The sequence below is a fragment of the Nonomuraea sp. NPDC049419 genome (assembly GCF_040676995.1).
GTDB classification, from domain to species: Bacteria; Actinomycetota; Actinomycetes; order Streptosporangiales; family Streptosporangiaceae; genus Nonomuraea; species Nonomuraea salmonea.
Map to the genome: position 1 here is coordinate 1 of NZ_JBFAQB010000001.1, position 22,705 is coordinate 22,705.

The following is a 22,705-nucleotide window of genomic DNA, read 5'->3' on the forward strand; positions in this document are numbered from 1 at the left end:
ACGACCCAGCCTTGGCATCCGCCACCGAGGCCGCCTAAGATCCACCCACGGCACCTACCTCGTCGAGCTATTTACACCGCTCCGGGGACGCGACCCCACAGAGGCTCTCCGGACGGAGGCCGGTCCCACGGCCGCCGACATCCCGGCAGGTGACGAACTGCCCGCCATCGAGCTTCATGACGTGTGGTTCCGGTATCCGGGCGCGGAAGAGGATGTGCTGAAGGGGCTAAACCTGCGGATTCGGTCCGGGGAACGACTCGCGCTGGTCGGCGTCAACGGGGCCGGCAAGTCGACGCTGGTCAAACTCATAGCGGGAATCCTGCGGCCCACCGCTGGAAAGGTCATCGTCAATGGCGTCGATCTGGCGGCCAGGAGCGACGAAGAGCTCGCCGGTTGGCAGCGGAGGCTGGCTCCCGTTCCCCAGGATTTCCTCCGCCTGCCCAGCACGGCGATCGACAACGTGGTTCTCGCTTCGCCCCACGATGAGCGGCTCGTCGCCGAGACGGCCGCGCAAAGCGGCGCTGACCGGACCGTCGCCCGCCTTTCTCACGGGTGGAACACGACGTTGCACAAGTCCTTCGACGAGGGCGTCGACCTGTCGGGTGGGGAATGGCAGCGGATGGCACTGGCACGCGCTCTTTACGCCCTGCGATCAGGGGCGTCCTTCCTGATTCTGGACGAGCCGGCCGCTGCCCTGGACGTGCGGGCGGAGGCGGATCTGGTGGAGCGCTATCTCCAGCTGACGTCCTCGGCGACGTCCCTTGTCATCTCGCATCGCTTTTCGGTGGTACGGCCGGCGGATCGCATCTGCCTTCTCCAGGACGGCAGCATCATCGAGACCGGCACGCACGAGGACCTCATGGCTTTGGGAGGCCGGTACAGCGCCATGTTCAACCAGCAGGCGGACCGTTACGTCGAAGGGGCCGCGGATGCGTGAAGTGCTCGGCTCCGTGCCGGCGCTCATCCGGCTCACCCTGCGCGCTGTGCCGTTGCCGGCGACGATCGAGTTCGTGTCGGTCATCGGTATGGCCGTCGCGGCTCCGCTGCTGGCGTATGGGCTCGGCCTCACCGCCGGCGGTCTGACCACTGGAGGCGATTGGCGGGCTGGACTGATCTGGCTGGGCGGTGGCCTCGCCGGCACCATCGTGGCCCGCATCGCCTCCAGCGCGGTCCAGGCCACCATGGAAGACCGGCTCGAAGGGCACCTCGACCGCGAACTCCTCGATCTCACCAGCGGCATTCCCGGCATCGCCCATCATGAACGACCCGACATCGCCGATCGGCTGGCCCACATCCGCGAGGAGTCCAGGGAGTTGAAGTACGGCGCCACGGTGCTGGGCTCCTCTTTCGCCGTTCTCGCCGGGTCAGCGACGATCATGGTGTTACTGGTGACGATCCATCCGGTGCTGATCGCCTTGGTGATCGTGGCCGGCGTGCGGATCTGGACAGCCGGCCGTACCGGCCGCGACCTGCAACGGATCCAACGCGAGACCGTCGCACCCCATCGCAAGATCCGGTTACTGACCGACCTGGCGGCATCCCCCCGGCATGGTCTGGAGATCCGTGCCTACGGCTTGCGCGTCCGGCTCCTGGACGAGTTCGAGCGCCTGCATCGAGACCGGGATGTCCCCCGATGGGCGGCTTTCCACCGTGCCATCTGGCGGGACCTCGTGATGACGATGCTCTTCACCATCGGCTATGGCTGCGCCATCGCCTTCGTTCTGTGGCAGACGCGCATGGGTGCCCTGCACGCGGGCGACGTGGCCATGGTGGTGCTGCTGATCCCGCAACTCGACCGGACCGCCTCCGGGCTTGCGACGTCGACGCGCCAGATGGCGCGCATGCTGGACACCGTCGCCGGCTTGCGATGGCTGCGTCGTTACGCCGAGGAGCACTCATGGTCGTCGGGACGGACGCCGGCACCTACCCGTCTGCGTGACGGCATCAGGCTCCGCAGCGTGAGTTTCGGCTATCCGGGATCGTCCGGACAGGCTGTCAGCGATCTGAACCTGTTCCTGCCGGCGGGAAGCACGGTTGCGATCATCGGTGACAACGGCGCCGGGAAATCGACCCTCGCCAAACTGCTTCTGCGTCTGTACGACCCCACCCACGGCGTCATCGAGATCGACGGAATCGATCTGCACGAGCTCGACCCGCGATCCTGGCATGAGCGAACTTCGGCGGGCTTTCAGGACTTCGTGAAGTACGAGTTCACGGCCCAGGAGACCATCGGAATCGGTGATCTCGCCCGGATGAACGACCCCGAATCCCTCCGGGCAGCGGCACGCCGAGGAGGCGCCACCGACGTTCTGGCGGAACTCCCGGCAGGTTCGGCCACGCAGCTCGGACGCCGTTTCGCCGGCGGCGTCGATCTGTCGGGCGGCCAGTGGCAACGGCTCGCCCTCGCACGCGCGTTCATGCGGCCGCGGCCCCTCCTCCTCGTACTGGACGAGCCGACGGCTGCTCTGGACCCGGAGGCGGAGCACGCTCTCTTCGAACGCTTCGCCGCCGCCTCCTCGCGCACGACCCGCCGCAACGGCGGGATCACCGTCCTGGTTTCCCATCGCATCTCCACCGTGCGAATGGCTGATCTGATCGTGGTGATGGAAGCCGGTCGCGTCATCGAAGTCGGCACTCACGACGAACTCCTCGCTTCTGGCGGCCTGTACCACGAACTTTTCAACCTGCAGGCCAAGGCGTACATGTAGAGGTGGCATGATCAACAGACCACGGATGGCGTTGGCGGCGACGGTGCTCGGTGCGCCTGATGCTCGTGCGCTGGCCGCTTTCTACCAGCGGTTGCTCGGCTGGGTCGTACGGGAAGAGGAACCTGACTGGGTGGTTCTTCGTGCGCCTGATGGAAGGGCGGGGTTGTCGTTCCAGACCGAGGCGGCTCATGTGCGGCCGACGTGGCCGGCCGGGCCCGGGGATCAGCAGATGATGATGCACCTGGACATCGAGGTGGACGATCTGGAGACCGCAGGAGCCCATGCCGTCGAGGCGGGGGCGACGCTTGCGGGCTACCAGCCCCAAGACGATGTGCGGGTCTATCTCGATCCCGCGGGGCATCCGTTCTGCTTGTTCACGCGGTAGAACGGGCGCAGCCGATCACCTCAAGGACGTGGTGCTGGGCAGCCGTGTCGGCGGTATCTGCCGGGGGCCATGGCGTACTGGCGTTTGAAGGCGTTGGCGAAGGCGAACTCCGAGCCGTAGCCGATCGCGCCGGCGATCTCGCTCAGCGCGGCGTCGGAGTCGCGCAGCATGCGCGCGGCCGTGCCCAGCCGCCACCAGGTCAGGTACGCCAGCGGTGGCTGCCCGACGTACTGGGTGAATCGGCGGGAGAACGCCGCGCGGGACAGCCCCGCGCGGCGGCCGAGCGACTCGACCGTCCACGGGTGGGCGGGGTCGCGGTGGATGGCGTCGAGGGCGGCGCTGATGGCCGGGTCGGCCAGCGCGGCGGTCCAGCCGCCGGCCTCGCAGTGCTCCATCGAGACGTCGAACCAGGCGCGCAGGATGTACAGCAGGAGCATGTCGAGCAGCGCCGACACCACCAGGTCGGCGCCCGGTCGCGGGCCGCCGATCTCTTTCCCGAGCAGCTCGACGGCGGCGCGCAGCTCGGTGTCGTGCCCCAGCTCGGCAGGCAGGTGGATCATCGCGGGCAGCTCTCTGAGCAGCGGATGCGCCTGGCTGGAGTTGAGCCGGTAGCCGCCGCAGAGCGTCACGGTGACGGGCCTGGCGCTCTCCAGGGAGGCCGAGGCGAACAGTTCGGCGGGGGTGTCGGGGTCGCAGTACGGCTCCGCGATGGGGCTGGTGGGGGAGTCGGCGAGCGCGTAGCCGTGTCCGTGCGGGAAGAACAGCACGTCGCCCGTTCCGGCCGCGATCGGCTCACCTTCCGGCGGGATCGCCCAGCACGAGCCCTGCAGCACCACGTGGAAACCCGCCGAGCCGGGTGCGGAAGGAAACCGCTGCCCCCAGCGCGCCGGCCACTCGACCCGCGCCGAGCGCGGCACGCCCGCGCGCATGGAGGCGACCACGTCGCTGAGCACATCCATGCAACGGAGTCTAAGGGGGAAGACGATCGCGTATGAATCGCGCACGAACAAGCATTGGGCGGCTCTCCTAACGCTTCTATGGTGGACGCCATGAGGAAAGTCCTGGTCAGCGGGGCGACCGGCACCATCGGCCGCTCGCTGGTGAAGCAAGTCGAGGACGCGGGCGCCGACGTCCGTACGATCACGAGGGAGCTGACCGACCCGGTCGCGCTGGAGGCGGCTCTCGACGGTGTCGACGCGATGTTCTTACTGTGGCCGTTCGCCACGGCCGAGGGCGCCCGCGAGCTGCTGGAGCTGGTCGGGGCGCGGCGGGTGGTCTATCTGTCCTCCGCCGCCGCGCGTCCGTCCGAGATCGGGATCGAGCGGCTGATCGCCGAGAACGCCCGGGAATGGACGGTCTTGCGGCCGCACGCGTTCGCGGCCAACACCCTGCGGTGGGCCGAGCAGGTCCGCGCGGGCGTCGTGCGGCAGCCGTACGGCGATGCGATCTTCTCCCCCATCCACGAGCGGGACGTCGCAGCCGTCGCCGTGCGTGCGCTGCTCGGCGAAGGGCACCACGGAGCGGTCTACACGCTGACCGGACCCCGGCCGATGACCCAGCGGGAACAGGCACGGGCGATCGGCGCGGCGATCGGCCGGCCGGTCCGCTGGGAGGAGGAGCCCCCGGAGGAGGCCAGGACCCGGCTGGTCGGGCTGGGGTGGCCCGAGCAGGCCGTGGACGAAATGCTGCGCGCTCTGGCCGAGCCAGGCCCGGCCACCGGGACCGTGGAGGAGGTCACCGGAGCGCCCGCGAGCACGTTCGAGACGTGGGCGAGCGAGCACGCCGCCGACTTCCTCGGCCGCATGCGGGCCGCCCGCATCCACGAGTACGGCGACGCCTCGGTGATCTCGCTGGACGAGGTGCCGGTGCCGAAGCCAGGGCCGGGCGAGGTGCTCATCAGGGTGGCCGCGACGTCGTTCAACCCGTCGGAGGTCGGGCTGCGGATGGGGCTGCTGCGGGAGGTGTTCGGCGGCACGCCGCCGCATACGCTCGGCTGGGACGTCGCGGGCACCGTGGTCACCGGGGCGGGTGACTTCGCTCCCGGCGATCGGGTGATCGGGCTCATCGACGGGGCGGCGGCCGGTTACGCGGTCGCGAAGGCGAGCCTGCTGACCAGGGCGCCGGAACGGATCCCGCTGGCGGACGCGGCCGCCGTGCCGGTGGCCGGGCTCACCGCCTGGCAGGCGGTCTTCGAGCACGCCCGCATCGGCCGTGGCAGCCGGGTGCTGATCAACGGGGCCGGCGGGGGCGTGGGGATGTTCGCCGTTCAGCTGGCCAAGCATGCGGGCGCGTACGTGGTGGCGACCGCGAGCCCGCGCAGCGCGGCGGCCGTACGGGGGCTGGGCGCCGATGAGATCGTGGACTACACCGCCGCTCCCTTGCCGGGCGGCAACGACGTGCTGATCAACCTGGTTCCCGACGTGCCCGCGTCGGTGACGCGGTTGGCCAGGGCATTCGTCTCCATCACTCAGCCGATCGCGCATCCGCACGCCGTCCAGTTCGTCGCCCGCAACGACGTGGGTCAGCTGTCGGAGCTCGTGGCGCTGATCGACTCGGGCGCCGTTCGCGTCGAGGCGGACGTTCGCCCGCTGGAAGCCCTGGCTGACCTGCACCGGGACGCCGAGCGTGGCCGGGTGCGCGGGAAGGTCGTCGTGACGATCGACCAAACCCCGGTCTCCGGCGAGAACGGGAATTAGGAGAGGTAGGCAGCATGTCCAACGAGTTGGACGGAGAGGTGTCCTTGGCCGAGCACTGTTGTGAGCCGATGGCCCGTCAGACGACTCGGGAATGCGATCAGCATGCGTCGGACTGTCCGGACATCCTCGTCGAGTTCGATGAGCGGTTCGTCGAGTACGGCTTGCGGGTCCATGATGGGGGCAGTTCCTCTGTCCTCATCTCTTTCTGTCCCTGGTGTGGAACGCGCCTGCCCGAATCCCAGCGGGATCGGTGGTTCGATGCGCTGGAGGCGCTGGGGGTCGATCCGGGGGATGACGAGATACCGGCTGAATTCCAGGATGGGCGCTGGCTGCGGTCCTGAACCTCCTGCGGGTAATAGTCGTGGTGCCGCTGTTGCCGGCGTCCGAGGTAGCCCAAGCCTGCGAAAGCGACGCCGATGAAAAGGGCGATGCCGAGGCAAACGAGCGAGAGGCGCACAGGTGAGCCGCTCGCCCGGGATCGCGCACGACGGCCACCACCTGTGCTCGGGCGCGTACGGCCTGGATGGCGAGACGGCCGAGCGCACCGGAAGCGGCTGAAATCGCAATCACAGAAATGCTCCTCCTCAGGAGGATCGCACGAGTGAACTCCCGCCGGGTGACGCTGCGCCCCTCATTTGTCGGTGGCATGGTGCAGCATCGGCACTCCGGACCACGGTGAGACAGGAGATCAGGGTGCCGCCCACCAACCCGCAGACAGCCGGCCACGCCTTTTTCAAGGGCATGTACGAGGACGGCTACTACCCCGACCACGTCGTCGACAAGGGCAGACAGATCCTGCTGCGGCTGTGTGAGCGCATCGAGGACGAGCGGCCGGCGGATTTGGCGGCGCTGTACGTCCTCACCCACGCGGCGACGGAGGAGTTCAACGAACTGGAGGCCGAGTTCGACGCCGCCGGCAGCGAGATCGAGACCGTGGCCCGCGAAGTGATCGCCGAGGACTTCTGGTTCGTGGCGTCGGCCTACGGGTTCGAAGACGCGGACGCGGAGGAGCTGATCGCGACCCGCGAGTGGTGACGTATCAGCCGGGGGTCTTCGGGATGATCCGCGCTATGCGAACTAGAGCTTAAGAATCTCGTTGGGAGTCAAGCCAGTATTGGAAGGATGAGCTCGTTGATTTGAGCACGGTGGGGGCGCGTGGCGGTTCGGGCCAGACCTGCAGGAAGTAGTGGTCGCCTACCTCCATCGCGACTTCTTCGTCCATGCCTCTCATGTGGTAGCGCACACGATATGTGTGAGGGCCGGCGGGTAAGGGAGGAAGAGGATGCGTGTTCGCGCCTCCCCATTCCAGCAGGGAAAGCCGACCGGTCGGGGACTCATAGCTGATCTCGACGATGTCTTCGTATCCGTCGAATTCGGTGCCCGGATCTCGGTCGGCGACGGCCACCGTGAAGTCCACCGGGCCCCACTGCGGTCCCACAGCGAGTGAGGCAATGCCCTTCTCCACGCGGATGACTCCCACAGGGGGATTCGGTGTGTCCTCGAAAGAGCCGGCGACGTATCCCTCGTCCGCGAGATAGACCTGGCTGTAATCCACCTCCACGACCAGCTGCTTGACGTGGATGACAGGGGTCTCGTCTGTGGTCATGGGCTGGAAGCATAGACTCCGCCCCCGACGATCACCGTGGACGGCCTAATCGAGTGGCAGTACGGCGGGGTCCGTGCCCAGGGCCGCCCGGACTCGTTGCCGCGTACGGGGTGAGGGGCCCACGAGGACGGGGTGCTTCGCGGCGCGGAGGAGGGGCAGGTCAACGGCGCTGTCGCTGTACGCATAGTCGATCGGCGGGACGACACCCGCTTGTTCCAGACGGCGGACTTTGTCGGCGCCGAGGCAGCCTTCCGCGACCCGGTGCGCGCGCCGGGAATGTTCGAGGCGGGCGGCGATCACCTCGACCCCCGCCAGGCCGAGGGCCCTGCACACGGCGCCGGCCAGCGGGTCGGCGCAGCCCGTGACGATGATGACGCGGTCGCCGGCGCGCTGGTGGGAGCGGAGGCGGTCGAGGGTGATGGCGATGCGGCGCGGCTCGGCGGCGTGCGCGAGCGCGAACTCCTCCGCCAGCGCTTCGAAACGATGAGGTGGTACGCCGATCGTGGCCAGCCAGAGGAACCCGGCCACTGCTCGGCGGCGCGTCCGCGAGATCAGGAACAGCGGGATCAGGATGACCGCCGACACCAAGGAGACGACCGCACGGATCGGCCGGCGCAGGAGGAGAAGCCGGAGGAAGCGGGCGAAGGAGTCACCTCGTACGAGGGTGCCGTCGAGGTCGAAGACGGCCACCCGCTGGTACGGATCAGGCATCGCCGACACCTCCGACGGCGGGCAGGTCGAAGGCCCGAAGGAGGACCTCTAGGACGGCATCGGGGGTCGCGGCGCCGGTCGCCGTGGGGAGAGCGTTCCAGATCCACAGCTGGGCGAAGCCGTGCAACGCGCTCCACAGGGCGCCCGCCAACCGGCGGCTGTCCGTACGGTGCTGCCAGCCGGTGGACTGGTGGGCTCGTACCAGCTCCACCAGGGTGTCGAAGACCTCCAGGCTGACGCGCGCCAGCTCCGGTTCCCGCGGGTCGACCAGGTCGTGGCGGAACATCAGCGCGAACATCCCCGGCTCGTCGAAGGCGAACGCCACGTAGGCATGGCAGGCGGCCTGCAGCCGTTGCCCGCTGTCGTACGTGGGAGGCAGCCCGGCGAGGACGCGCCGGCCCCTTGCGGCGAGATCGCGGAACCCTTGAGCGGCGACGGCCGACAGCAGGGCTTCCCTTCCGGCGAAGTGGCGGAGCGGAGCGCCATGTGAGACCCCGGCGCTGCGGGCGATCGCGCGCAGGGTGACGTTCTCGGGGCCGCTCTCGGCTACCATGGCGGTCGCGCACGACACCAGACGGTCTTTCAGGCCCGCTTCTGCTTTCATGTAGACAGTGTCTACAGCCGAATGGCCGTCGGTGTCCATGTGATTAGCTCAGTCGTAGGCATGACGGATGGCGGCCGAGACGTCGGCCGGCGGTCCGCGGCCGGCGACCAGGGCTCTCCCTCGTACCAGTCCTCTTCAGCACATGGGTGGCGAGTCCCAATGGAGCCGTAGATGTCAGTGCCCACGGTCGCGACCTCGTTCAGCCAGGCAAGCCGCTCGTGAGGCTTTGGCGTGCGTACTGCTGATCGGGCTCTCCGAAGTCCATGCTGTTCTCATCAAGAGCGTTGTAGATGGTCACTCGGCCCTGCGGAAAAACGAATCCGACAGCCACCGTCCCGTACGCCAGGTCTTCCTCCATCCACGTCAGCAGCTCCACGGCCTGCAGGCTCTGCCCCTGCAGCCGCGCCAATTCAGCCGGTACGCCTTCTCGCCAGGCCAACCGAAATCCCTGGCCGGCCCAATCCAGCGGCTGAGCCGGATCGACCACGTTCCACGTAAGGGAGATGTCATGGAACTTGTGGTGGACGATCTCGACCTGCTCTCCCTCGAAATCCAGAAGGATCAGGCCATCGGAGAACCAGCTGTCCTCGTCGAGATCCCACACCAGGAGAGCGCGCGTCAGCTTCCGGCCTTCGAGCATGGCCAGTCTCGCGCCATGCGCGGCGGCCACGGCCGGGCCGCCGCTCAGCCATGTGGGGCGATATCCACTGATGCCGAAGTCGAACATCTGGCGATTATGCATCGTCAGGCTTGATGCCTCCCCGCGGCAACACAGCTCCGGCAGGCGCCGCAGTGGGGCGATAGCATCGCGTTTGTGGGGGATTGGGCGCTTCGGGCTGCTGTGGTGGGCGATGTTGAGGCTGTGGCTGAGTTGCGGGCCTTGGTGCTCAGGGAGGACCTTGAGCGGCTCGGGCGGTACGACGAGCGTCGGGTGCGGCAGCGGCTGCGGGATGGGTTCGTGCCGGCGCACACGTGGGTGATCGAGGTGGGTGGTGACTTCGCCGGGTGTGTGGCGCTGCGGGTGGCGGAGGATTGCTACTGGCTGGAGCACTTCTATCTGGCGCCGGAGTTGCAGGGCAGGGGCATCGGCACTGCTGTGCTGCGGAGGCTGCTGGAGCGGTGTGATCGGGAAGGGGTCGTGGTCCGGCTGAACGTGCTGCAGGGCAGTTCGGCGCGGCGGTTGTACGACCGGCACGGGTTCACGCGAGAGGCCGAGGATGAGGTGGACGTCTTCATGGTGCGCCACCCCGACCTCATGGTGCGCCACCCCAACCTCATGGTGCGCCACCCCAACCTCATGGAGCGCCACCCCAACTGAGACAGGTCAAAGGAGGAAGGCTCGGGCGTGGTCGGCCACGAGCGGGGCTGTCTTTCCTTCCGGGCCGAAGTGGTTGAGGCCGGGCAGGATTTCGAGGGTGGCGTCGATCAGGGTGTCGCGGAGGGCGGCGTACTCGGCCCGGCCGGGGGTGCGGCTGCCGCACAGGACCAGGACCGCGGCCTTCACGGCCGCGAAGCCGGCGAGCTCGCCCTGCTGGGCGGCGATCTGCTCGTGTTCGGCCACGTTGGCCGCCAGGAGGGGACGCATCCGCTGCCAGCTCGGCCCGCGGAAGCCGATGCGCAGCGCGAAGCGCAGATACCAGTACGGCAGCTTCGCCATGAAGGCCGGCGCACCCCCCGACCCTCGGATGAAGTGCACGAACGCGCCATAAGGATCGTCCGCGGCCAGCCGTTCCCGGTAAGGGGACATCCAGGCGGTCGGGACGGGGGCGACGGGCACTCCGGGCTCGTACGCCACGATGCGCTCGAAGACCGGAGAGGTCCGGGCGGTCTCCAGGATGACGAGGCCGCCGTAGCTGTGGCCGAACGCCAGCCGGGCGCCGGTCTCCGCCTGGACGGCGAGCAGGTCGTCCACTTCACGTGCCAAGGCGTACCCGGGTCCTAAAGGGCCGCTGGCGCCGCGGCCTCGCCGCTCCATCAGGTGCACGGTGAAGGAGCGGGACAGGGCGGTGGCAAGCGGCAGGTAGTCCTCCGAGGTGCGCAGGCTGCCGCCGAGCACGATGAGGCCGGGGCCGGCGCCGGACGTCCGGTAGCAGATCGGGGTGCCGTCGGCGGAGGAGACGGTGCTCTGGCTCATGGGGTTCGCTCCCGTTCTACGCGGTCGAGGGTGGCGAGCAGTTGCGCGGTGTGCCGGGCGTACTCGGCGTACGGCACCCCGCTGTGGGCGACGAGGGCGGCCATGTGTTCCTCGAAGCCCTGCTGGATCGACGCCACGAGCCGCCGTCCTTTGTCCGTGAGGCTCAGGTGGCGGCGGTGGCCGCCGCCCGGGTCGGGCCGGACGTCGAGCAGCCCGTCGGCGGCGAGGACGGACGTCATGCGGCTCACCGACGGCTCGGTGACCCCGAGGGCGTCGGCCAGGGCGCGTTGCGTCGAGGCGCCGAGCTCCCCCACCAGGGTGAGGGCCAGGAAGCGGTTGTAGGAGATGTCGTGCTCGGCCCGCAGGAGCCGGTCGGCGGCGCGGTCCAGGCGGGCGGTGAGGACGTGCAGGGTGAAGCTGAGATTCCTGTTCACAACTTAACATGCTAACTTAGGAAAGCAAGCATTCGCCTCTGCCGAGGGAGTCGCCGTGCGCATCGCCATTCCGTTGTTCGATCGGTTCACGGCGCTCGACGCCGTCGGCCCGTACGAGGTGCTGAAGTTCCTGCCGGACGCCGAGATCGTCTTCGTGGCCGAGCAGGCGGGCCCCGTCCGCGACGTCCCCAAGTGGCTGGCCCTCACCGCCGACGCCGCCTTCGACGACATCGACGCCTGCGACGTGCTGCTGGTCCCGGGAGGGCCGGGGGCCAGGGCGCTGCTGGACGATCGCCCGCTGCTCGACTGGATCCGGCGGATGCACGAGACGAGCGCATGGACGACGTCCGTGTGCACCGGGTCCCTGCTGCTGGGTGCGGCGGGGCTGCTCAAGGGGCTGTCGGCGACCACGCACTGGGGCGCCGTGGACGTGCTGGAGTCGTTCGGCGCGACCTACACGCCGGAGCGGGTGGTCTTCCAGGGCGAGGTCGTGACCGCGGCGGGGGTGTCGTCGGGCATCGACATGGCGCTCGCGCTCGTGGCGCGGCTCAAGGACCGGACGACGGCGGAGGCGATCCAGCTCGCCATCGAGTACGACCCCCAGCCGCCCTTCGACGCCGGCTCACCCGCCAAGGCTCCCCAGGCCGCCAAAGACCTGCTCAAGAGGAAGTTCGCCTAGAGCGGCCGGCACCGGGACGCCGTTGGCGGTCAGCGCCCTGCACAGGAGGGCGGCGTCGCAGCCGTGGGCCGCCAGGTGGCCGAGGATGGGCTCGTACCGGTCGGGGCGGTCTCGGGGAGCCAGGCGGCCGGGTAGGGGAAGGGGGAGAGTGCGGCGGCGAAGGTGTCGACGTCGGCGCGCCGGGCCACCAGGACGTCGATGTCGCCGGCGGGCAACTGCACGCCTTTGAGGAGGGCGGCGCTCGTGCCGCCGACGCGGTAGGGCGGGACGGTGGGCAGCGCGGTGAGGATCGTCTCCATGGTGGAGGTCACGTCCGTGAGTCGCATGGCGGGCACGCTACCGAGGCGCGCCCCCTCACCGTCAGCGGGAAAATGGGGGGATGCGCGCGTGGATGGTGCTCATCGGGCCGGCCGCCGCCGGGAAGAGCACGCTGGGAGAGGCGGTGGCCGCCGCCACCGGGCGGTGGTTCGTGGACGTCGACGCGCTCGGCGCCGGCTACTACGCCGAGGTGGGCTGGAGCATGGACCGGCTGCGCGAGCGCATCCGCGCCGTGGGCAGGGTCGCGGCCGAGCGCGAGTGGGAGCCGGCGCGGGCGCACGCGGTCGAGCGCGTCGTGGCCGGGCATCCTGACGCGGTCATCGCGTTCGGCGCGGGGCACAGCCAGTACACGCGGCCCGACCTGCGCGAGCGGGTAAGGGAGGCGTTGCGGCCGGTGGAGCACGTGGTGTTGGTGCTGCCGTCCCCTGACCCCGAGCAGTCCGTACGGGTGTTGCGGGAGCGGAGCATCGCCACCAAGGGGACGGACTGGATCACCGGCGACGGCCACGACTTCCTGCGCGAGTGGGTCCACGACGCCGGCACCCGCGAGCTGGCCACGACCGTCCTGCACACCGAGGGGGAGTCGCCCGCCGAGAGCGCCGGTCGGCTGCTGGACGAGGTGATCAGGCCGTCACCTTGTCCAGGAACGCCTCCAGGTTGACCCGCACGCGGGCGATCTTGTCCTCCACCGTCAGCGACTCGTCCATGAGCGCGCCGTCGCCGGGCGCCTTCTTCCTGCCCCTGGTGTAGAGGGAGCAGGCGAGGTCGGCGCAGACGTACTGGCCGACGGTGTTGCCCTGGCGGCCGGCCTCGCCGGTGCGGCGGGCGGTCATCAGCGCGACGCCGCCGTTGGTGTGCGTGGTGAGGCAGAGCGAGCACATGCTGCGGGAGGTGAACGCGCGTGCCGCGCCGGACGTCACGCGCAGCGCCACGCCGGTGAGCGCGCCGCCGTGGTCGGCGACGAGGTACGCCCGCTCGGGGGCGCCCGGGTCGCGCCAGCCGAGGAAGTCGAGGTCGTCCCACGGGAGGTCCGCGAGATCCTTGGGGGTGCCGAGCCGCTTGGCCTCACCCTTGGAGCAGTTGATGAAAGATGTACGGATGTCGTGGTCGGTGATGGGACGCATGAGCGGCGACGCTAGTCCTTCTTAAAGGTCGTAAGCAACTGATTAAATAGCGTAGCAAGAGGATGAAAGGCAGCGCATGGCACGTGCGGGAGTGACCGCGGAACGCCTCACCCAGGCGGCGGCGGAGCTGGCCGACGAGATCGGCTTCCAGAACGTCACCGTCTCTGCGCTCGCGCGCGCGTTCGGCGTGAAGCCGGCGGCCCTGTACTCACACGTCAAGGACCTCCAGGACCTTCGGGTCAGGGTGGCCAAGCTGGCCCTGGCCGAGCTCGCCGACCGGGCCGCCGCCGCCCTCGCCGGCCGGTCGGGCAAGGACGCGCTGGTGGCGTTCGCCAACGCGTACCGGGACTATGCGAAGGAACATCCGGGCCGGTACGCCGCCGCGCAGCTGGAGATGGACTACGAGACCGCCGCCGACAGCGCGGCCCCGCGCCACTCCGCGATGACGCGGGCGATCCTGCGCGGCTACGACCTGCCGGACCCCGCCCAGACCGACGCCGTACGCATGCTGGGCGCCACCTTCCACGGATACGTGAGCCTGGAGATGGTCGGCGGGTTCCGGCACACCCCGCGCTCGGTCGAGGAGTCCTGGAACCGCACCCTGGACGCGCTCGACGCCGTCCTGCGCAACTGGCCCTCAGCCGGGGGGTAGCTCGCCGACGGCGGCGACCGTGTGGGCGCCGCCGTACGTGCAGCGCCAGACGACGGCCTCGTCGAGGAGCGCGACCCATAGGCCGCGGTCGTGTTCGGGACAGACGGGCCAGGCCCGCCAGATCATCTCCATGATGACCTCCTGGGCGGCGTCGGCGACGGCGAGCAGCGCCCAGACCCTGTCGCTGCCGGTCGAGGGGGCCATGCTGTTGCCCTGATAGGCGCCGCGGAACTCCACGCGCGCGTACCCGTGCGGATCCCAGTCGGGGACGTTGAGCCGCAGCGTGCCGGTGACGCCGGTGGCGCGGGCGTCGCGCTCCACGACGGCGAGCGCCTCTTCCAGGGTGCGCCACCAGCCGGGTTCGAGCTCGAACGGCGACGTGAACGATGTCTCCCGGAGGACCGCCTCGGCTACCCGGTGAAGGTCGGCAGGGTCGGACTCCAGGAACTCCCTGGTGGCGGGGGTGCTGATGCCGTGGTCGTCCAGCACGATCACGAGGTCGAGGAGCACGTCGTAAGCGAGGTAGCCGCTGCGCAGCCCCTCCTGGACGCGGCGGCTCGCCGCGGTGATCGCGTCTTCGGTCACGTGGGGTTGCGGAGCTCGCCCACCGTACGGCGGATGTGCTGCTCGGCCGGCTCCTTGGTGACGCCGAGGCGGGCGAGCACGCCCACCACCGGGGCGTCGTCGAGGGACAGGACGCCGAGCAGGAGGTGCTCGGTGCCGATCCAGTCGTGGCCGAGGCGCAGCGATTCGCGGGCGGCGAGCTCGAGCGCCTTCCTGCTCTGGGCCGCGAACGGCAGGAACTGCTCCTCGCTCCCCGGGCCCGTGCCGAGCGCCGCCGCCAGCGCGTTCCGCACCGTCTCGACGGGCGCGCCGAGCGCGGCCATCGTGACGGCGCCAAGGGCGTCGGGCTGGTGCAGCTGGCCCAGCACCAGGTGGGCCGGCTCGATCTGCGCGTGCCTGGACGCGCGGGCCTCTTCCTGGGACTTGACCACGACGATGCGGGCGCGATCGGTGTAGCGGGTGAACGTCTGCAGGTCGTCGGTCATGGGCTTGGAGCTGCTGCCTTCCTTGGGGACGAATCGCTTCTGGGCGGCCTGTTTGGTGACGCCCATGCTATGCCCGATCTCCGTCCACGATGCTCCGGAACGCCGGGCCTGGTCGACGAAGTGGCCTATGAGGTGGTCGGCGACTTCGCCGATGTGCTCGGCGAGCGTGACGGCGTCGGCCAGCTCGCCCAGGGGGTCGCCGTCGGGGTGGCGGCTTCTGATCGCGGTGATGAGGTCGTCCAGGCGGACGGGGCTGGTGCTCATGCGTCAACCATAGGTTGACGCTGAGGTAGCGTCAACCTATGGTTGACGGCGATCTGTTCGACCTTCCAGCGGCCAGGTCGGGCACGCCGACCGTCTCGCCCTCGCTGACCTCGCCGGTCGGCCCGGTCGGGACGGACCCGCACGGCGCACGCGGTGCCGAAGCCGGCCGGGGTGACGGGGACGTGCCGCAGGGGTGTGGGGGCGCTCATGCGGCTCAACCTACGGAGGGGTGCGCGGGGGTCGTGAAAGGGTGGAGGGATGGGAGCTGACGAGCTGGCGCACGTACGGTGGATCGCGGGTGGGACGGGGGCCGGCAAGAGCACGGTGACCCGGATTCTGGCCGAGCGGTACGAGCTGCCCGTCTACGACGGTGATCGTGCCGAGGCGCGGTACGCCAGGCGGTGCACGCCGGAGCGGCAGCCGTACATGTGCGCTCTGGTGCGGACACCCAAGGAGGAGCGGTTCGCCGGGCGCGCGCCGGAAGAGGTGTTCCGCGCGATGCCGAGCCTGCACGGCGAGACGTTCGGGTTCGTGGTCGAGGAGCTGCTGGCGCTCCCCGCCGATCGGCCGGTGCTGGTGGACGACTTCCGGCCGCTGCCCCGCGAGCTCGCGCCGCTGCTGGAGCGCCCTGAGCAGGCGGTGTTCCTGCTGCCCGAGCCGGGGTTCCGGCGCAGGAACCTGGCGGCCCGCTACGCCGACCCCGCCGCGGCCCGCGCCACCTACGGCGACGTGGACCCGGCCGCGGCGCTGGCCGTGCGGGTGGCGCGGGACGAGCTGTGGGACGCCGAAGTACGCCGCCAGGCCCGCGAGACCGGCCTGCCCGTCGTGGACGTGGACGGCTCGCGGACCCCGGACGACCTGGCCGCGGACCTCGCCGCCGCCTTCGGCCTCACCCCGCTCCCGGCACCCAAGGGCGGCTGACCCGGCCGGCCCGGCCGGCCCTTCCCGCCCGTGAAGGGGGCGGCCGGCCCGGCCGGCGCGCCGTTCTACTTCTTGGTCAGGTGGCGGTTGAGGAGGTCGAAGAAGGCGTCGCCGCGGACGATCTCGAAGGGGTCTCCCAGCAGCTCGCCCAGCTCGGCGATGTCGGACGGCGTCCAGTTCCATGCGTTCACGGCCCCGGCGATGAACAGCGGCGTGGAGCCGTCCCAGCCCTCGATGTGCCTGAGCAGCCCGTCGCGGTATTCCTGCGCCTTGCCCTGCGGGTAGAGGTTGCCGATGACCGGCAGTCCGCCCACGTGGGTCTGCAGGTCGCCGGTCTCCCACGACTGGATGATGCCGCGGATCGGGGTGTTCCTGCGGTAGGAGGCGGCGATCCGCTCGTCGAAGGCGACCCAGCCGTCGTCGTCGGCGTTGCGGTGGTTGTAGGCGTAGACGAGGTCCATGCCGGTGCGCCGCAGGAACCGCCCGGTGAGCTCGGTGTAGGCGGCCAGGTCGGCCTCGGGCCAGGAGCCCGGGTAGGTGTAACCGGCGCCGGACGGCCCGGCGATGAGCAGGTCGTTCTCGGTGGCGGTGCGCTGGTAGTGGGCGAGCAGCGCGGGCCCGATGTCGGCGAGCAGCGGGCTGACCGTCCAGTTGGTGGGGACGCGGCCGCGCGCGGGGTCGTCCCAGAGCTGCCGCATGCGCCGCTGGCAGTACTGGATGTTGTCGCCCTCGCCGACGGTGAGCGTGAGGTAGACGCGGTTGCGCAGGGTGGCGCGGGGACGCGGGCGTACGCGGCCGGAGACCTTGGCGGCGACGCCGGCGTGCACGGTGCCGTTCATGTAGTAGTCGGCGGGCACGACCTCCACGGCGTGCTGGGAGGCGCGGTCCACGCCGCCCCACTCGCCGGCCACGTCGTTGGAGAACCAGCCGGCGTACGGGGTCGTCGGCTTGACCTTGCTGAGGATCTCGTCGAGCAGCTTGCCGGTCTCGCCGGACGGCGGCAGCCAGAAGACCATGGCCCGGCTGGCCACGGTGTAGTCGCGGAAGTAGGGGAACGGCTCGACCCGGGTGGGCGCGGTGGTGGTGGCGGTGACCAGGTACTGGTTCCACAGGTCCACCTCGACGAGCAGCTCGCGGGTGCCGGCCGGCGGGGTGAAGCGGTAGATGAAGTAGCCGCCGCCGTCGGCGAAGCGGTTGGACTCGGCGCCGACGGCCGAGTTGACGCCGTCGAAGAGGTACGGCGCTTCGGCGTCGGTGCCGGGCGTGAAGGCGGCGATCTGGGCGCCGTCAGCCTTGACGGCCAAGGAGCCGACGGAGGCGCCCCAGCCGTCGTCGCCGAGCGAGTCCTGGAAGCGCAGGAAGACGCCCTCCTCGCCGGACAGTTCCTGGCTGAGGTCGAAGGTGCGCACCTCGCGGTTGGAGGTGTCCCTGATGCGCTCGGTCTCCCTGGCGATCTCGCGCCACTGGACGTTCTCGACGGACACGGTCCTGGTCGGCGGCAGGCCGCTGAGCAGGGTGTGGGTGCAGCGGGGCCAGAGGGTGTCGAGCTGCCAGCGGTAGGTGGCGAGCACGTCGCCGGGGTCGAAGCGGCCGCGCAGGTCCGTGATGACCTTGAGGCGGTGCTCCTCGGCCTGCTCGGCGGTGGCGGCGACGGCGTTCTCCAGGCCGGCCAGGGTGGTGGCGACGTTCACCGAGTCGGGGACGTCGGGGTCGTGCAGGATCGCGCCGCGCACCTCGCCGCGGTAGCGGGCGACGAGGTCGAGCGGGCGGTCGTGGCGGGTGACGGCGGCTCCGGTGCTGGACAGCCAGCGCTCGTCGTAGCCCTCCTCGTTGTAGTTGAAGTACAGGCGGGGACGGCGGCGGTTGACGACTCCCTGGAGGGTGGTCAGGAGGAGCTGGTCGTCGCCGTGCAGGGTGGCGATGTCGGCGTAGTCGAGCCGGGTGGGGCGGCCGAAGCCGGGCAATAAGGGGGCGGAGGCAGCGGCGGGGGCGGCGGGCAGGCTCAGACCCAGCGCGCCGGCCGCGAGGACCGTGCCGTTCGCCAGGAGGAATTCACGTCGGGAGACCATGGCGTTCACTGCTCCTCGTCGGGGGGAGACCAGGAATGACAGCGTTGTCATCGCTTCGCTAGCGAACGTACCTAGGTGACGGATTGTTGTCCATGGTGTAAATGAGACGAAATTTCCGGATAATGCGCGCCGATCGCTCACGTGATCGTTTCGTGAGGCACTGAAGCGTTTCAACGGAGCACCCGCCGGGTACGGCCGACGTTACCTTTGAGCTGCCTGTTCACCAGGAGCCACGGATGTCCCGTGTCACGCTCACCCCCGCCGCCCGTGACGCCCTGCGCGGCGACGAAGTGGTCTTCTTCGACTGGCACGTCACCGGCCTGTGCTGCGCGGACGCGGGCGAGTTCTCGGTCAGGCCGCTGCGGCGCTCGCGGCTGCCGCGCCGGGCGCGCGGGCTCGGCCCGACCGGCCTCGTGTACGCCCACCCGACGGCCTGGGTGCACCTCGCCGAGCTGCCCGTCACCATCGACTGCCGCCCGCTGTGGCGCTGGCGGCGCTTCACCACCGACCTGCTGCCGGACGCCGGGCTGCGCTGCTGCCTGGGCCGTCCCGCACAAAACCCGGCTCACGACCCTGCTCATGATCCTGTCCGTCGCCAGACACATGGGAGGTAACCGGTGAAGCTGCGTTCCATCATCATCTGGACGGCGGTGGCCCTCGTCGGGGCCGTCGGTTGGGCGGTGCTCGCCCTGTCCAGAGGCGAGAACGTCAACGCGGTCTGGCTGCTGTGCGCCGCGCTCGGCTCGTACGCGATCGCCTACCGCTTCTACGCCCGCTTCATCGTCCGCAAGGTGCTGCGGGCCGACGACCGCAGGGCCACCCCCGCCGAGCGGCTCGACAACGGCATCGACTACCACCCGACCGACCGGCGCATCCTGTTCGGCCACCACTTCGCCGCCATCGCGGGGGCGGGGCCGCTGGTCGGTCCCGTGCTGGCCGCGCAGATGGGTTACCTGCCCGGCACGATCTGGATCATCGCGGGGGTGATCTTCGCCGGGGCCGTGCAGGACATGGTGGTGCTGTTCTTCTCCATGCGGCGCAACGGCAGGAGCCTCGGGCAGATGGCCCGCGAGGAGATCGGCCCGGTGGGCGGCGCGGCGGCGCTGATCGCGGTCTTCGCCATCATGATCATCCTGCTCGCGGTGCTGGCGCTGGTCGTGGTGAACGCGCTCGCCCAGTCGCCCTGGGGGGTCTTCTCGATCGCGATGACCATCCCGATCGCCCTGTTCATGGGCTTCTACCTGCGGGTGATGAGGCCGGGCCGGGTCGTCGAGACGACGGTCATCGGGGTCGTGCTGCTGATCCTCGCCATCATGGCGGGCGGCTGGGTGCAGGAGTCGAGCTGGGCGCCGTTCTTCACGCTCAGCCCGTCGGCGCTGGCGCTGTGGCTCATCGCGTACGGGTTCGTCGCCGCCGTGCTGCCCGTCTGGATGCTGCTCGCGCCGCGCGACTACCTGTCGACTTTCATGAAGATCGGCACGATCGTGCTGATCGCGGTCGGCATCGCGGTCACCATGCCGCCGCTGCGGACGACGGCGTTCACCGACTTCGCCTTCAACGGCGAGGGGCCGGTCTTCGCCGGGTCGTTGTTCCCGTTCGTGTTCATCATCATCGCCTGCGGCGCGCTGTCCGGCTTCCACGCGCTGATCTCGTCCGGCACGACGCCGAAGATGATCCAGAAGGAGACGCAGGTCAGGATGATCGGCTACGGCTCCATGCTCATGGAGTCGTTCGTGGCGGTCATGGCGATCACCGCGGCCTGCGTGCTGAGCCCCGGCCTCTACTTCGCGATGAACTCACCGGCCGGCGTCGTCGGCGCGACCGTGCAGAGCGCCGCAGAAGCCGTCACCAACATGGGCTTCGTCATCACCCCCGAGCAGTTGCAGGCCGCGGCGGCGGCCGTGCAGGAGGAGACGCTGATCGCGCGGACGGGCGGCGCGCCCACCCTGGCCGTGGGCATCTCGCAGATCTTCTCCGGCTTCCTCGGCGGCGCGGGACTCCAGGCGTTCTGGTACCACTTCGCGATCATGTTCGAGGCGCTGTTCATCCTCACCACCGTGGACGCGGGCACGCGGGTGGGCCGCTTCATGCTCCAGGACACGATCGGCAACCTGTGGAAGCCGATCTCCCGGGTGAGCTGGTGGCCCGGGCTCGTCGCGACCAGCGCCGTCGTGGTGGCGGCCTGGGGCTACTTCCTCTACCAGGGCGTCAACGACCCGCTCGGCGGCATCAACCAGCTCTTCCCGCTGTTCGGCATCGCGAACCAGCTGCTCGCCGCCGTCGCGCTCACCGTGGCCACCACGCTGCTCATCAAGAGCGGGCGGCTCAAGTGGGCGTGGGTGACGGGCGTCCCGCTGGCCTGGGACGTCGCCGTCACCCTCACCGCGAGCTGGCAGAAGGTGTTCTCCTCCGACCCGACACTCGGCTTCTTCGCCCAGCGCGACCGCTACCAGGCCGCGCTTGACCAGGGCGAGCTGCTCGCGCCCGCCAGGACGGAGGACGCGATGCGGCAGATCGTCATCAACTCGACCGTGGACGGCGTGCTGGCCGCGCTCTTCGCGGTGCTGATCATCGTGGTCATCCTCGACGCGGCGCGCATCTGGCTCAAGGCGATCCGGCTGCGCGAGCCGCTGCCCGACACGGAGGCGCCGTTCCAGGAGTCCACGATCGTGGCGCCGTCGGGGCTCATCGCCACCCGCGAGGAGAAGGAGCTGATGACGAAGTCGCCCTGAGCGGCGTCAGGGGGCCAGCCAGCTCGCCGTCGGCCAGCCCTCGCGCCGCCACGCGCTGTCCCAGAACATCCACTCGTACGCCGCCGCCCGCCCGTACGCCTGCGCCATCGCCTCGCGGGTGTCAGGGAGGGAGGCGACGGCGAGCCGGTCGGTGATGGCCTTGGCCCGCTCGACGGACGCGGCGAACTCGGGATCGGAGTAGGTGGAGATCCACTTCGCGTACGGATGCGCCGGGTCGTCGCCGGCCTTGGCGAGCAGTGCGGTGCCGACGTCCTGGTAGATCCAGAAGCACGGCAGCACCGCCGCCGCGATCACCGGGTAGGGCGCCGACAGGGCCGTGGCCTGCAGGAACGACGAGTACGCCAGGCACGTCGGCGAGGTCACGATGCCCTTGACGGCCGCGCCCAGCTCCTCGATGTAGCCGGAGTGCAGCTCGCGCTCGGCGACCAGCGCGGTGTGCGCGCTCATGGCCCAGAACGCCGCCTCGTCGGAGTCGTCGGCGCGGACGGAGGCCGCCGCCAGCGCCTTCGAGAACGCCTCCAGGTAGCGGGCGTCCTGCACCATGTAGAAGGCGAACGTCTCACGGTCGAGCGAGCCGTCGCCGAGTGCCGTCACGAAGGGGTGCTCGTGGATGGCGCGCATCAGCTCGGACGTGCGCTGCCAGATGTCATCGCAGAACATCGCGTCTCTTTCGCGAGAGGGGGGCCGGTTACCAGGCGTTGTGGAAGTGGTGGACGGGGCCGTGGCCGTGGCCGACCCCCAGCGAGTCGGCGGCGCGCAGCGCCTGCGTCAGGTAGTCCTTCGCGGCGCGCACCGCACCGGGCCAGTTGTCGTGGCGGGGCCGCAGCGCCGCGATCGCCGAGGACAGCGTGCAGCCCGTGCCATGGGTGTTGTGCGTCGGCACCCGCGGCGCGGCCAGCTCGATCGTGCCCTCGGGCGTGGCCAGCACGTCGACGCAGGTGTCGCCGTCGAGGTGGCCGCCCTTGAGCAGCACCTGCCGGGCGCCGAGCGCGCGCAGCCTGGCCGCCTGCGCGTGCATCTCGGGCAGCCCGCTCGCCTGCGGCTCGCCGAGCAGGTCGGCCGCCTCGGGCAGGTTGGGGGTGATGAGGTCGGCGCGCGGCAGCAGCGTGCGGCGCAGCTCGCTCACCGCGTCGGCGGGCAGCAGCCGGTCGCCGCTCTTGGCGACCATGACGGGGTCGAGCACGACGTAAGGCGGCCGGTACGTGTCGAGCGCCGCCGCCACCGCCTTGATCAGGTCGGCGTCGCCCAGCATGCCGATCTTCACGGCGTCGGCGGGCACGTCGGTGAGCAGGGTGTCGAGCTGCTGGGCCACGAACGCGGCGGGCACCTCGTGGATGCCGGTCACGCCCGTCGTGGTCTGCGCCACCAGCGCGGTGACGACCGTCATGCCGTACGCGCCGAGCGCGGAGAAGGTCTTGAGGTCGCCCTGGATGCCGGCCCCGCCACTCGGATCGGTGCCCGCGATGGTCAGGACTTTGGGAACGGCGTTCGCTGACATGACGTCCCTTCGCTAGTGCGAACTAGATCAGGTTCGACGGGTGTGATCTCAGCCCGGCTTTCCGGGCACCCCGCGTCAACGGCTCACTCTAACAGGCCGG

Annotated in this window: 27 protein-coding genes and 1 riboswitch; of the genes, 13 read left to right on the forward strand and 14 right to left on the reverse strand. The window is 70.0% G+C overall.

Annotated features, from left to right (window positions below; all coding sequences use genetic code 11):
• The 3 genes from AB0K12_RS00005 to AB0K12_RS00015 form a co-directional block, all read left to right on the forward strand.
• A partial coding sequence (locus AB0K12_RS00005) for an ATP-binding cassette domain-containing protein (RefSeq protein ID WP_364554446.1) occupies positions 1–937 on the forward strand: 937 nt, incomplete at its 5' end.
• Complete coding sequence (locus tag AB0K12_RS00010) at positions 930–2,708, forward strand: ABC transporter ATP-binding protein (protein ID WP_364554448.1); 1,779 nt, start codon at positions 930–932, stop codon at positions 2,706–2,708. The genes AB0K12_RS00005 and AB0K12_RS00010, both read left to right, overlap by 8 nt.
• A gap of 7 nt (positions 2,709–2,715) precedes the next feature.
• Positions 2,716–3,093 carry a VOC family protein gene (locus tag AB0K12_RS00015; RefSeq protein WP_364554450.1) on the forward strand — a complete coding sequence of 126 codons (378 nt, stop codon included), beginning with the start codon at positions 2,716–2,718 and terminating at the stop codon, positions 3,091–3,093.
• Between the two features lie 20 nt (positions 3,094–3,113).
• On the opposite strand, the gene AB0K12_RS00020 is transcribed toward AB0K12_RS00015, so the two are convergent.
• Complete coding sequence (locus AB0K12_RS00020; RefSeq protein WP_364554453.1) at positions 3,114–4,052, reverse strand: AraC family transcriptional regulator; 939 nt, start codon at positions 4,050–4,052, stop codon at positions 3,114–3,116.
• A 90-nt stretch (positions 4,053–4,142) separates the two neighbouring features.
• On the opposite strand from AB0K12_RS00020, the gene AB0K12_RS00025 reads away from it, so the two are divergent.
• The 3 genes from AB0K12_RS00025 to AB0K12_RS00035 all read left to right on the forward strand — a co-directional run bounded on the left by AB0K12_RS00025 (position 4,143) and on the right by AB0K12_RS00035 (position 6,824).
• Positions 4,143–5,789 carry a zinc-binding dehydrogenase gene (locus tag AB0K12_RS00025; protein WP_364554455.1) on the forward strand — a complete coding sequence of 549 codons (1,647 nt, stop codon included), beginning with the start codon at positions 4,143–4,145 and terminating at the stop codon, positions 5,787–5,789.
• Between the two features lie 14 nt (positions 5,790–5,803).
• Positions 5,804–6,130, forward strand: a complete 327-nt coding sequence (locus AB0K12_RS00030; protein WP_364554457.1) for a hypothetical protein — start codon at positions 5,804–5,806, stop codon at positions 6,128–6,130.
• A 352-nt stretch (positions 6,131–6,482) separates the two neighbouring features.
• Positions 6,483–6,824 carry a DUF5713 family protein gene (locus tag AB0K12_RS00035; RefSeq protein ID WP_364555721.1) on the forward strand — a complete coding sequence of 114 codons (342 nt, stop codon included), beginning with the start codon at positions 6,483–6,485 and terminating at the stop codon, positions 6,822–6,824.
• A gap of 49 nt (positions 6,825–6,873) precedes the next feature.
• On the opposite strand, the gene AB0K12_RS00040 is transcribed toward AB0K12_RS00035, so the two are convergent.
• From AB0K12_RS00040 to AB0K12_RS00055, 4 genes are all read right to left on the reverse strand, one after another.
• Positions 6,874–7,395, reverse strand: coding sequence for a hypothetical protein (locus AB0K12_RS00040; protein WP_364554459.1), 522 nt, complete (start codon positions 7,393–7,395; stop codon positions 6,874–6,876).
• Positions 7,396–7,440: 45 nt separating this feature from the next.
• The gene (locus tag AB0K12_RS00045; RefSeq protein ID WP_364554461.1) at positions 7,441–8,106 is read right to left on the reverse strand and encodes an HAD-IB family phosphatase; all 666 of its coding nucleotides are present in this window, start codon (positions 8,104–8,106) and stop codon (positions 7,441–7,443) included.
• The gene (locus AB0K12_RS00050) at positions 8,099–8,710 is read right to left on the reverse strand and encodes a TetR/AcrR family transcriptional regulator (RefSeq protein WP_364554463.1); all 612 of its coding nucleotides are present in this window, start codon (positions 8,708–8,710) and stop codon (positions 8,099–8,101) included. Before AB0K12_RS00050 ends, AB0K12_RS00045 begins: the two co-directional genes overlap by 8 nt.
• A 199-nt stretch (positions 8,711–8,909) precedes the next feature.
• On the reverse strand, positions 8,910–9,437 hold the full coding sequence (locus AB0K12_RS00055) for a hypothetical protein (protein ID WP_364554465.1): 528 nt from the start codon (positions 9,435–9,437) through the stop codon (positions 8,910–8,912).
• A gap of 135 nt (positions 9,438–9,572) precedes the next feature.
• Between AB0K12_RS00055 and AB0K12_RS00060 the strand changes: the two genes are divergently transcribed.
• Positions 9,573–10,028, forward strand: coding sequence for a GNAT family N-acetyltransferase (locus tag AB0K12_RS00060; protein WP_364554467.1), 456 nt, complete (start codon positions 9,573–9,575; stop codon positions 10,026–10,028).
• A gap of 6 nt (positions 10,029–10,034) precedes the next feature.
• On the opposite strand, the gene AB0K12_RS00065 is transcribed toward AB0K12_RS00060, so the two are convergent.
• Complete coding sequence (locus tag AB0K12_RS00065) at positions 10,035–10,844, reverse strand: alpha/beta hydrolase (protein ID WP_364554468.1); 810 nt, start codon at positions 10,842–10,844, stop codon at positions 10,035–10,037.
• A complete protein-coding gene (locus tag AB0K12_RS00070; protein WP_364554469.1) occupies positions 10,841–11,278 on the reverse strand; it encodes a MarR family transcriptional regulator in 438 nt (145 codons plus the stop codon). The genes AB0K12_RS00065 and AB0K12_RS00070 overlap by 4 nt, the downstream gene beginning before the upstream one ends.
• Positions 11,279–11,333: 55 nt before the next feature.
• Here AB0K12_RS00070 and AB0K12_RS00075 point away from each other — a divergent pair, with 55 nt between their 5' ends.
• Positions 11,334–11,957, forward strand: a complete 624-nt coding sequence (locus tag AB0K12_RS00075) for a DJ-1/PfpI family protein (protein ID WP_364554471.1) — start codon at positions 11,334–11,336, stop codon at positions 11,955–11,957.
• Positions 11,958–11,986: 29 nt separating this feature from the next.
• On the opposite strand, the gene AB0K12_RS00080 is transcribed toward AB0K12_RS00075, so the two are convergent.
• Positions 11,987–12,283, reverse strand: coding sequence for a hypothetical protein (locus AB0K12_RS00080; RefSeq protein WP_364554473.1), 297 nt, complete (start codon positions 12,281–12,283; stop codon positions 11,987–11,989).
• Between the two features lie 53 nt (positions 12,284–12,336).
• Between AB0K12_RS00080 and AB0K12_RS00085 the strand changes: the two genes are divergently transcribed.
• Positions 12,337–12,936: a shikimate kinase gene (locus tag AB0K12_RS00085; protein WP_364554475.1), complete on the forward strand. Its 600-nt coding sequence runs from the start codon at positions 12,337–12,339 to the stop codon at positions 12,934–12,936.
• Here the strand turns inward: AB0K12_RS00085 and AB0K12_RS00090 are convergent.
• Complete coding sequence (locus AB0K12_RS00090; RefSeq protein WP_364554477.1) at positions 12,899–13,399, reverse strand: FBP domain-containing protein; 501 nt, start codon at positions 13,397–13,399, stop codon at positions 12,899–12,901. The two genes, AB0K12_RS00085 and AB0K12_RS00090, sit on opposite strands and share 38 nt — an antisense overlap.
• 76 nt (positions 13,400–13,475) lie before the next feature.
• Between AB0K12_RS00090 and AB0K12_RS00095 the strand changes: the two genes are divergently transcribed.
• Positions 13,476–14,051: a WHG domain-containing protein gene (locus AB0K12_RS00095; RefSeq protein WP_364554479.1), complete on the forward strand. Its 576-nt coding sequence runs from the start codon at positions 13,476–13,478 to the stop codon at positions 14,049–14,051.
• On the opposite strand, the gene AB0K12_RS00100 is transcribed toward AB0K12_RS00095, so the two are convergent.
• Both AB0K12_RS00100 and AB0K12_RS00105 read right to left on the reverse strand, forming a co-directional pair.
• Positions 14,037–14,636 carry a hypothetical protein gene (locus AB0K12_RS00100; RefSeq protein ID WP_364554481.1) on the reverse strand — a complete coding sequence of 200 codons (600 nt, stop codon included), beginning with the start codon at positions 14,634–14,636 and terminating at the stop codon, positions 14,037–14,039. The two genes, AB0K12_RS00095 and AB0K12_RS00100, sit on opposite strands and share 15 nt — an antisense overlap.
• Positions 14,633–15,364, reverse strand: a complete 732-nt coding sequence (locus AB0K12_RS00105) for a Clp protease N-terminal domain-containing protein (RefSeq protein ID WP_364554483.1) — start codon at positions 15,362–15,364, stop codon at positions 14,633–14,635. The genes AB0K12_RS00100 and AB0K12_RS00105 overlap by 4 nt, the downstream gene beginning before the upstream one ends.
• Positions 15,365–15,622: 258 nt before the next feature.
• Here AB0K12_RS00105 and AB0K12_RS00110 point away from each other — a divergent pair, with 258 nt between their 5' ends.
• Positions 15,623–16,285: a hypothetical protein gene (locus AB0K12_RS00110; RefSeq protein WP_364554485.1), complete on the forward strand. Its 663-nt coding sequence runs from the start codon at positions 15,623–15,625 to the stop codon at positions 16,283–16,285.
• A 65-nt stretch (positions 16,286–16,350) separates the two neighbouring features.
• Here the strand turns inward: AB0K12_RS00110 and AB0K12_RS00115 are convergent, their stop codons facing one another.
• Positions 16,351–18,354, reverse strand: a complete 2,004-nt coding sequence (locus AB0K12_RS00115) for a GxGYxYP domain-containing protein (RefSeq protein WP_364554487.1) — start codon at positions 18,352–18,354, stop codon at positions 16,351–16,353.
• Between the two features lie 236 nt (positions 18,355–18,590).
• Between AB0K12_RS00115 and AB0K12_RS00120 the strand changes: the two genes are divergently transcribed.
• Together AB0K12_RS00120 and AB0K12_RS00125 are read left to right on the forward strand one after the other, a co-directional pair.
• Positions 18,591–18,968, forward strand: a complete 378-nt coding sequence (locus AB0K12_RS00120) for a hypothetical protein (protein ID WP_364554489.1) — start codon at positions 18,591–18,593, stop codon at positions 18,966–18,968.
• Positions 18,969–18,971: 3 nt separating this feature from the next.
• Positions 18,972–21,086, forward strand: coding sequence for a carbon starvation CstA family protein (locus tag AB0K12_RS00125; RefSeq protein WP_364554491.1), 2,115 nt, complete (start codon positions 18,972–18,974; stop codon positions 21,084–21,086).
• A 6-nt stretch (positions 21,087–21,092) separates the two neighbouring features.
• Here the strand turns inward: AB0K12_RS00125 and AB0K12_RS00130 are convergent, their stop codons facing one another.
• Together AB0K12_RS00130 and thiD are read right to left on the reverse strand one after the other, a co-directional pair.
• Positions 21,093–21,767 (reverse strand): TenA family protein, encoded by a 675-nt coding sequence (locus tag AB0K12_RS00130; protein ID WP_364554492.1) that lies wholly within the window; start codon positions 21,765–21,767, stop codon positions 21,093–21,095.
• 28 nt (positions 21,768–21,795) lie between these two features.
• Positions 21,796–22,605 carry a bifunctional hydroxymethylpyrimidine kinase/phosphomethylpyrimidine kinase gene (thiD, locus tag AB0K12_RS00135; protein ID WP_364554494.1) on the reverse strand — a complete coding sequence of 270 codons (810 nt, stop codon included), beginning with the start codon at positions 22,603–22,605 and terminating at the stop codon, positions 21,796–21,798.
• Positions 22,593–22,688, reverse strand: a riboswitch (TPP riboswitch). It overlaps the preceding gene by 13 nt.
• Positions 22,689–22,705 lie beyond the last annotated feature (17 nt).

Excerpts from the sequence above, each read along its gene's own strand:
- AB0K12_RS00010 (WP_364554448.1), top strand. The coding sequence starts at position 930 with ATGCGTGAAGTGCTCGGCTCCGTGCCGGCGCTCATCCGGCTCACCCTG.
- AB0K12_RS00015 (WP_364554450.1), top strand. The coding sequence starts at position 2,716 with ATGATCAACAGACCACGGATGGCGTTGGCGGCGACGGTGCTCGGTGCG.
- AB0K12_RS00020 (WP_364554453.1), bottom strand. The coding sequence starts at position 4,052 with ATGGATGTGCTCAGCGACGTGGTCGCCTCCATGCGCGCGGGCGTGCCG.
- AB0K12_RS00025 (WP_364554455.1), top strand. The coding sequence starts at position 4,143 with ATGAGGAAAGTCCTGGTCAGCGGGGCGACCGGCACCATCGGCCGCTCG.
- AB0K12_RS00030 (WP_364554457.1), top strand. The coding sequence starts at position 5,804 with ATGTCCAACGAGTTGGACGGAGAGGTGTCCTTGGCCGAGCACTGTTGT.
- AB0K12_RS00040 (WP_364554459.1), bottom strand. The coding sequence starts at position 7,395 with ATGACCACAGACGAGACCCCTGTCATCCACGTCAAGCAGCTGGTCGTG.
- AB0K12_RS00045 (WP_364554461.1), bottom strand. The coding sequence starts at position 8,106 with ATGCCTGATCCGTACCAGCGGGTGGCCGTCTTCGACCTCGACGGCACC.
- AB0K12_RS00050 (WP_364554463.1), bottom strand. The coding sequence starts at position 8,710 with ATGAAAGCAGAAGCGGGCCTGAAAGACCGTCTGGTGTCGTGCGCGACC.
- AB0K12_RS00055 (WP_364554465.1), bottom strand. The coding sequence starts at position 9,437 with ATGTTCGACTTCGGCATCAGTGGATATCGCCCCACATGGCTGAGCGGC.
- AB0K12_RS00065 (WP_364554468.1), bottom strand. The coding sequence starts at position 10,844 with ATGAGCCAGAGCACCGTCTCCTCCGCCGACGGCACCCCGATCTGCTAC.
- AB0K12_RS00080 (WP_364554473.1), bottom strand. The coding sequence starts at position 12,283 with ATGCGACTCACGGACGTGACCTCCACCATGGAGACGATCCTCACCGCG.
- AB0K12_RS00085 (WP_364554475.1), top strand. The coding sequence starts at position 12,337 with ATGCGCGCGTGGATGGTGCTCATCGGGCCGGCCGCCGCCGGGAAGAGC.
- AB0K12_RS00090 (WP_364554477.1), bottom strand. The coding sequence starts at position 13,399 with ATGCGTCCCATCACCGACCACGACATCCGTACATCTTTCATCAACTGC.
- AB0K12_RS00095 (WP_364554479.1), top strand. The coding sequence starts at position 13,476 with ATGGCACGTGCGGGAGTGACCGCGGAACGCCTCACCCAGGCGGCGGCG.
- AB0K12_RS00105 (WP_364554483.1), bottom strand. The coding sequence starts at position 15,364 with ATGAGCACCAGCCCCGTCCGCCTGGACGACCTCATCACCGCGATCAGA.
- AB0K12_RS00110 (WP_364554485.1), top strand. The coding sequence starts at position 15,623 with ATGGGAGCTGACGAGCTGGCGCACGTACGGTGGATCGCGGGTGGGACG.
- AB0K12_RS00115 (WP_364554487.1), bottom strand. The coding sequence starts at position 18,354 with ATGGTCTCCCGACGTGAATTCCTCCTGGCGAACGGCACGGTCCTCGCG.
- AB0K12_RS00120 (WP_364554489.1), top strand. The coding sequence starts at position 18,591 with ATGTCCCGTGTCACGCTCACCCCCGCCGCCCGTGACGCCCTGCGCGGC.
- AB0K12_RS00130 (WP_364554492.1), bottom strand. The coding sequence starts at position 21,767 with ATGTTCTGCGATGACATCTGGCAGCGCACGTCCGAGCTGATGCGCGCC.
- thiD (WP_364554494.1), bottom strand. The coding sequence starts at position 22,605 with ATGTCAGCGAACGCCGTTCCCAAAGTCCTGACCATCGCGGGCACCGAT.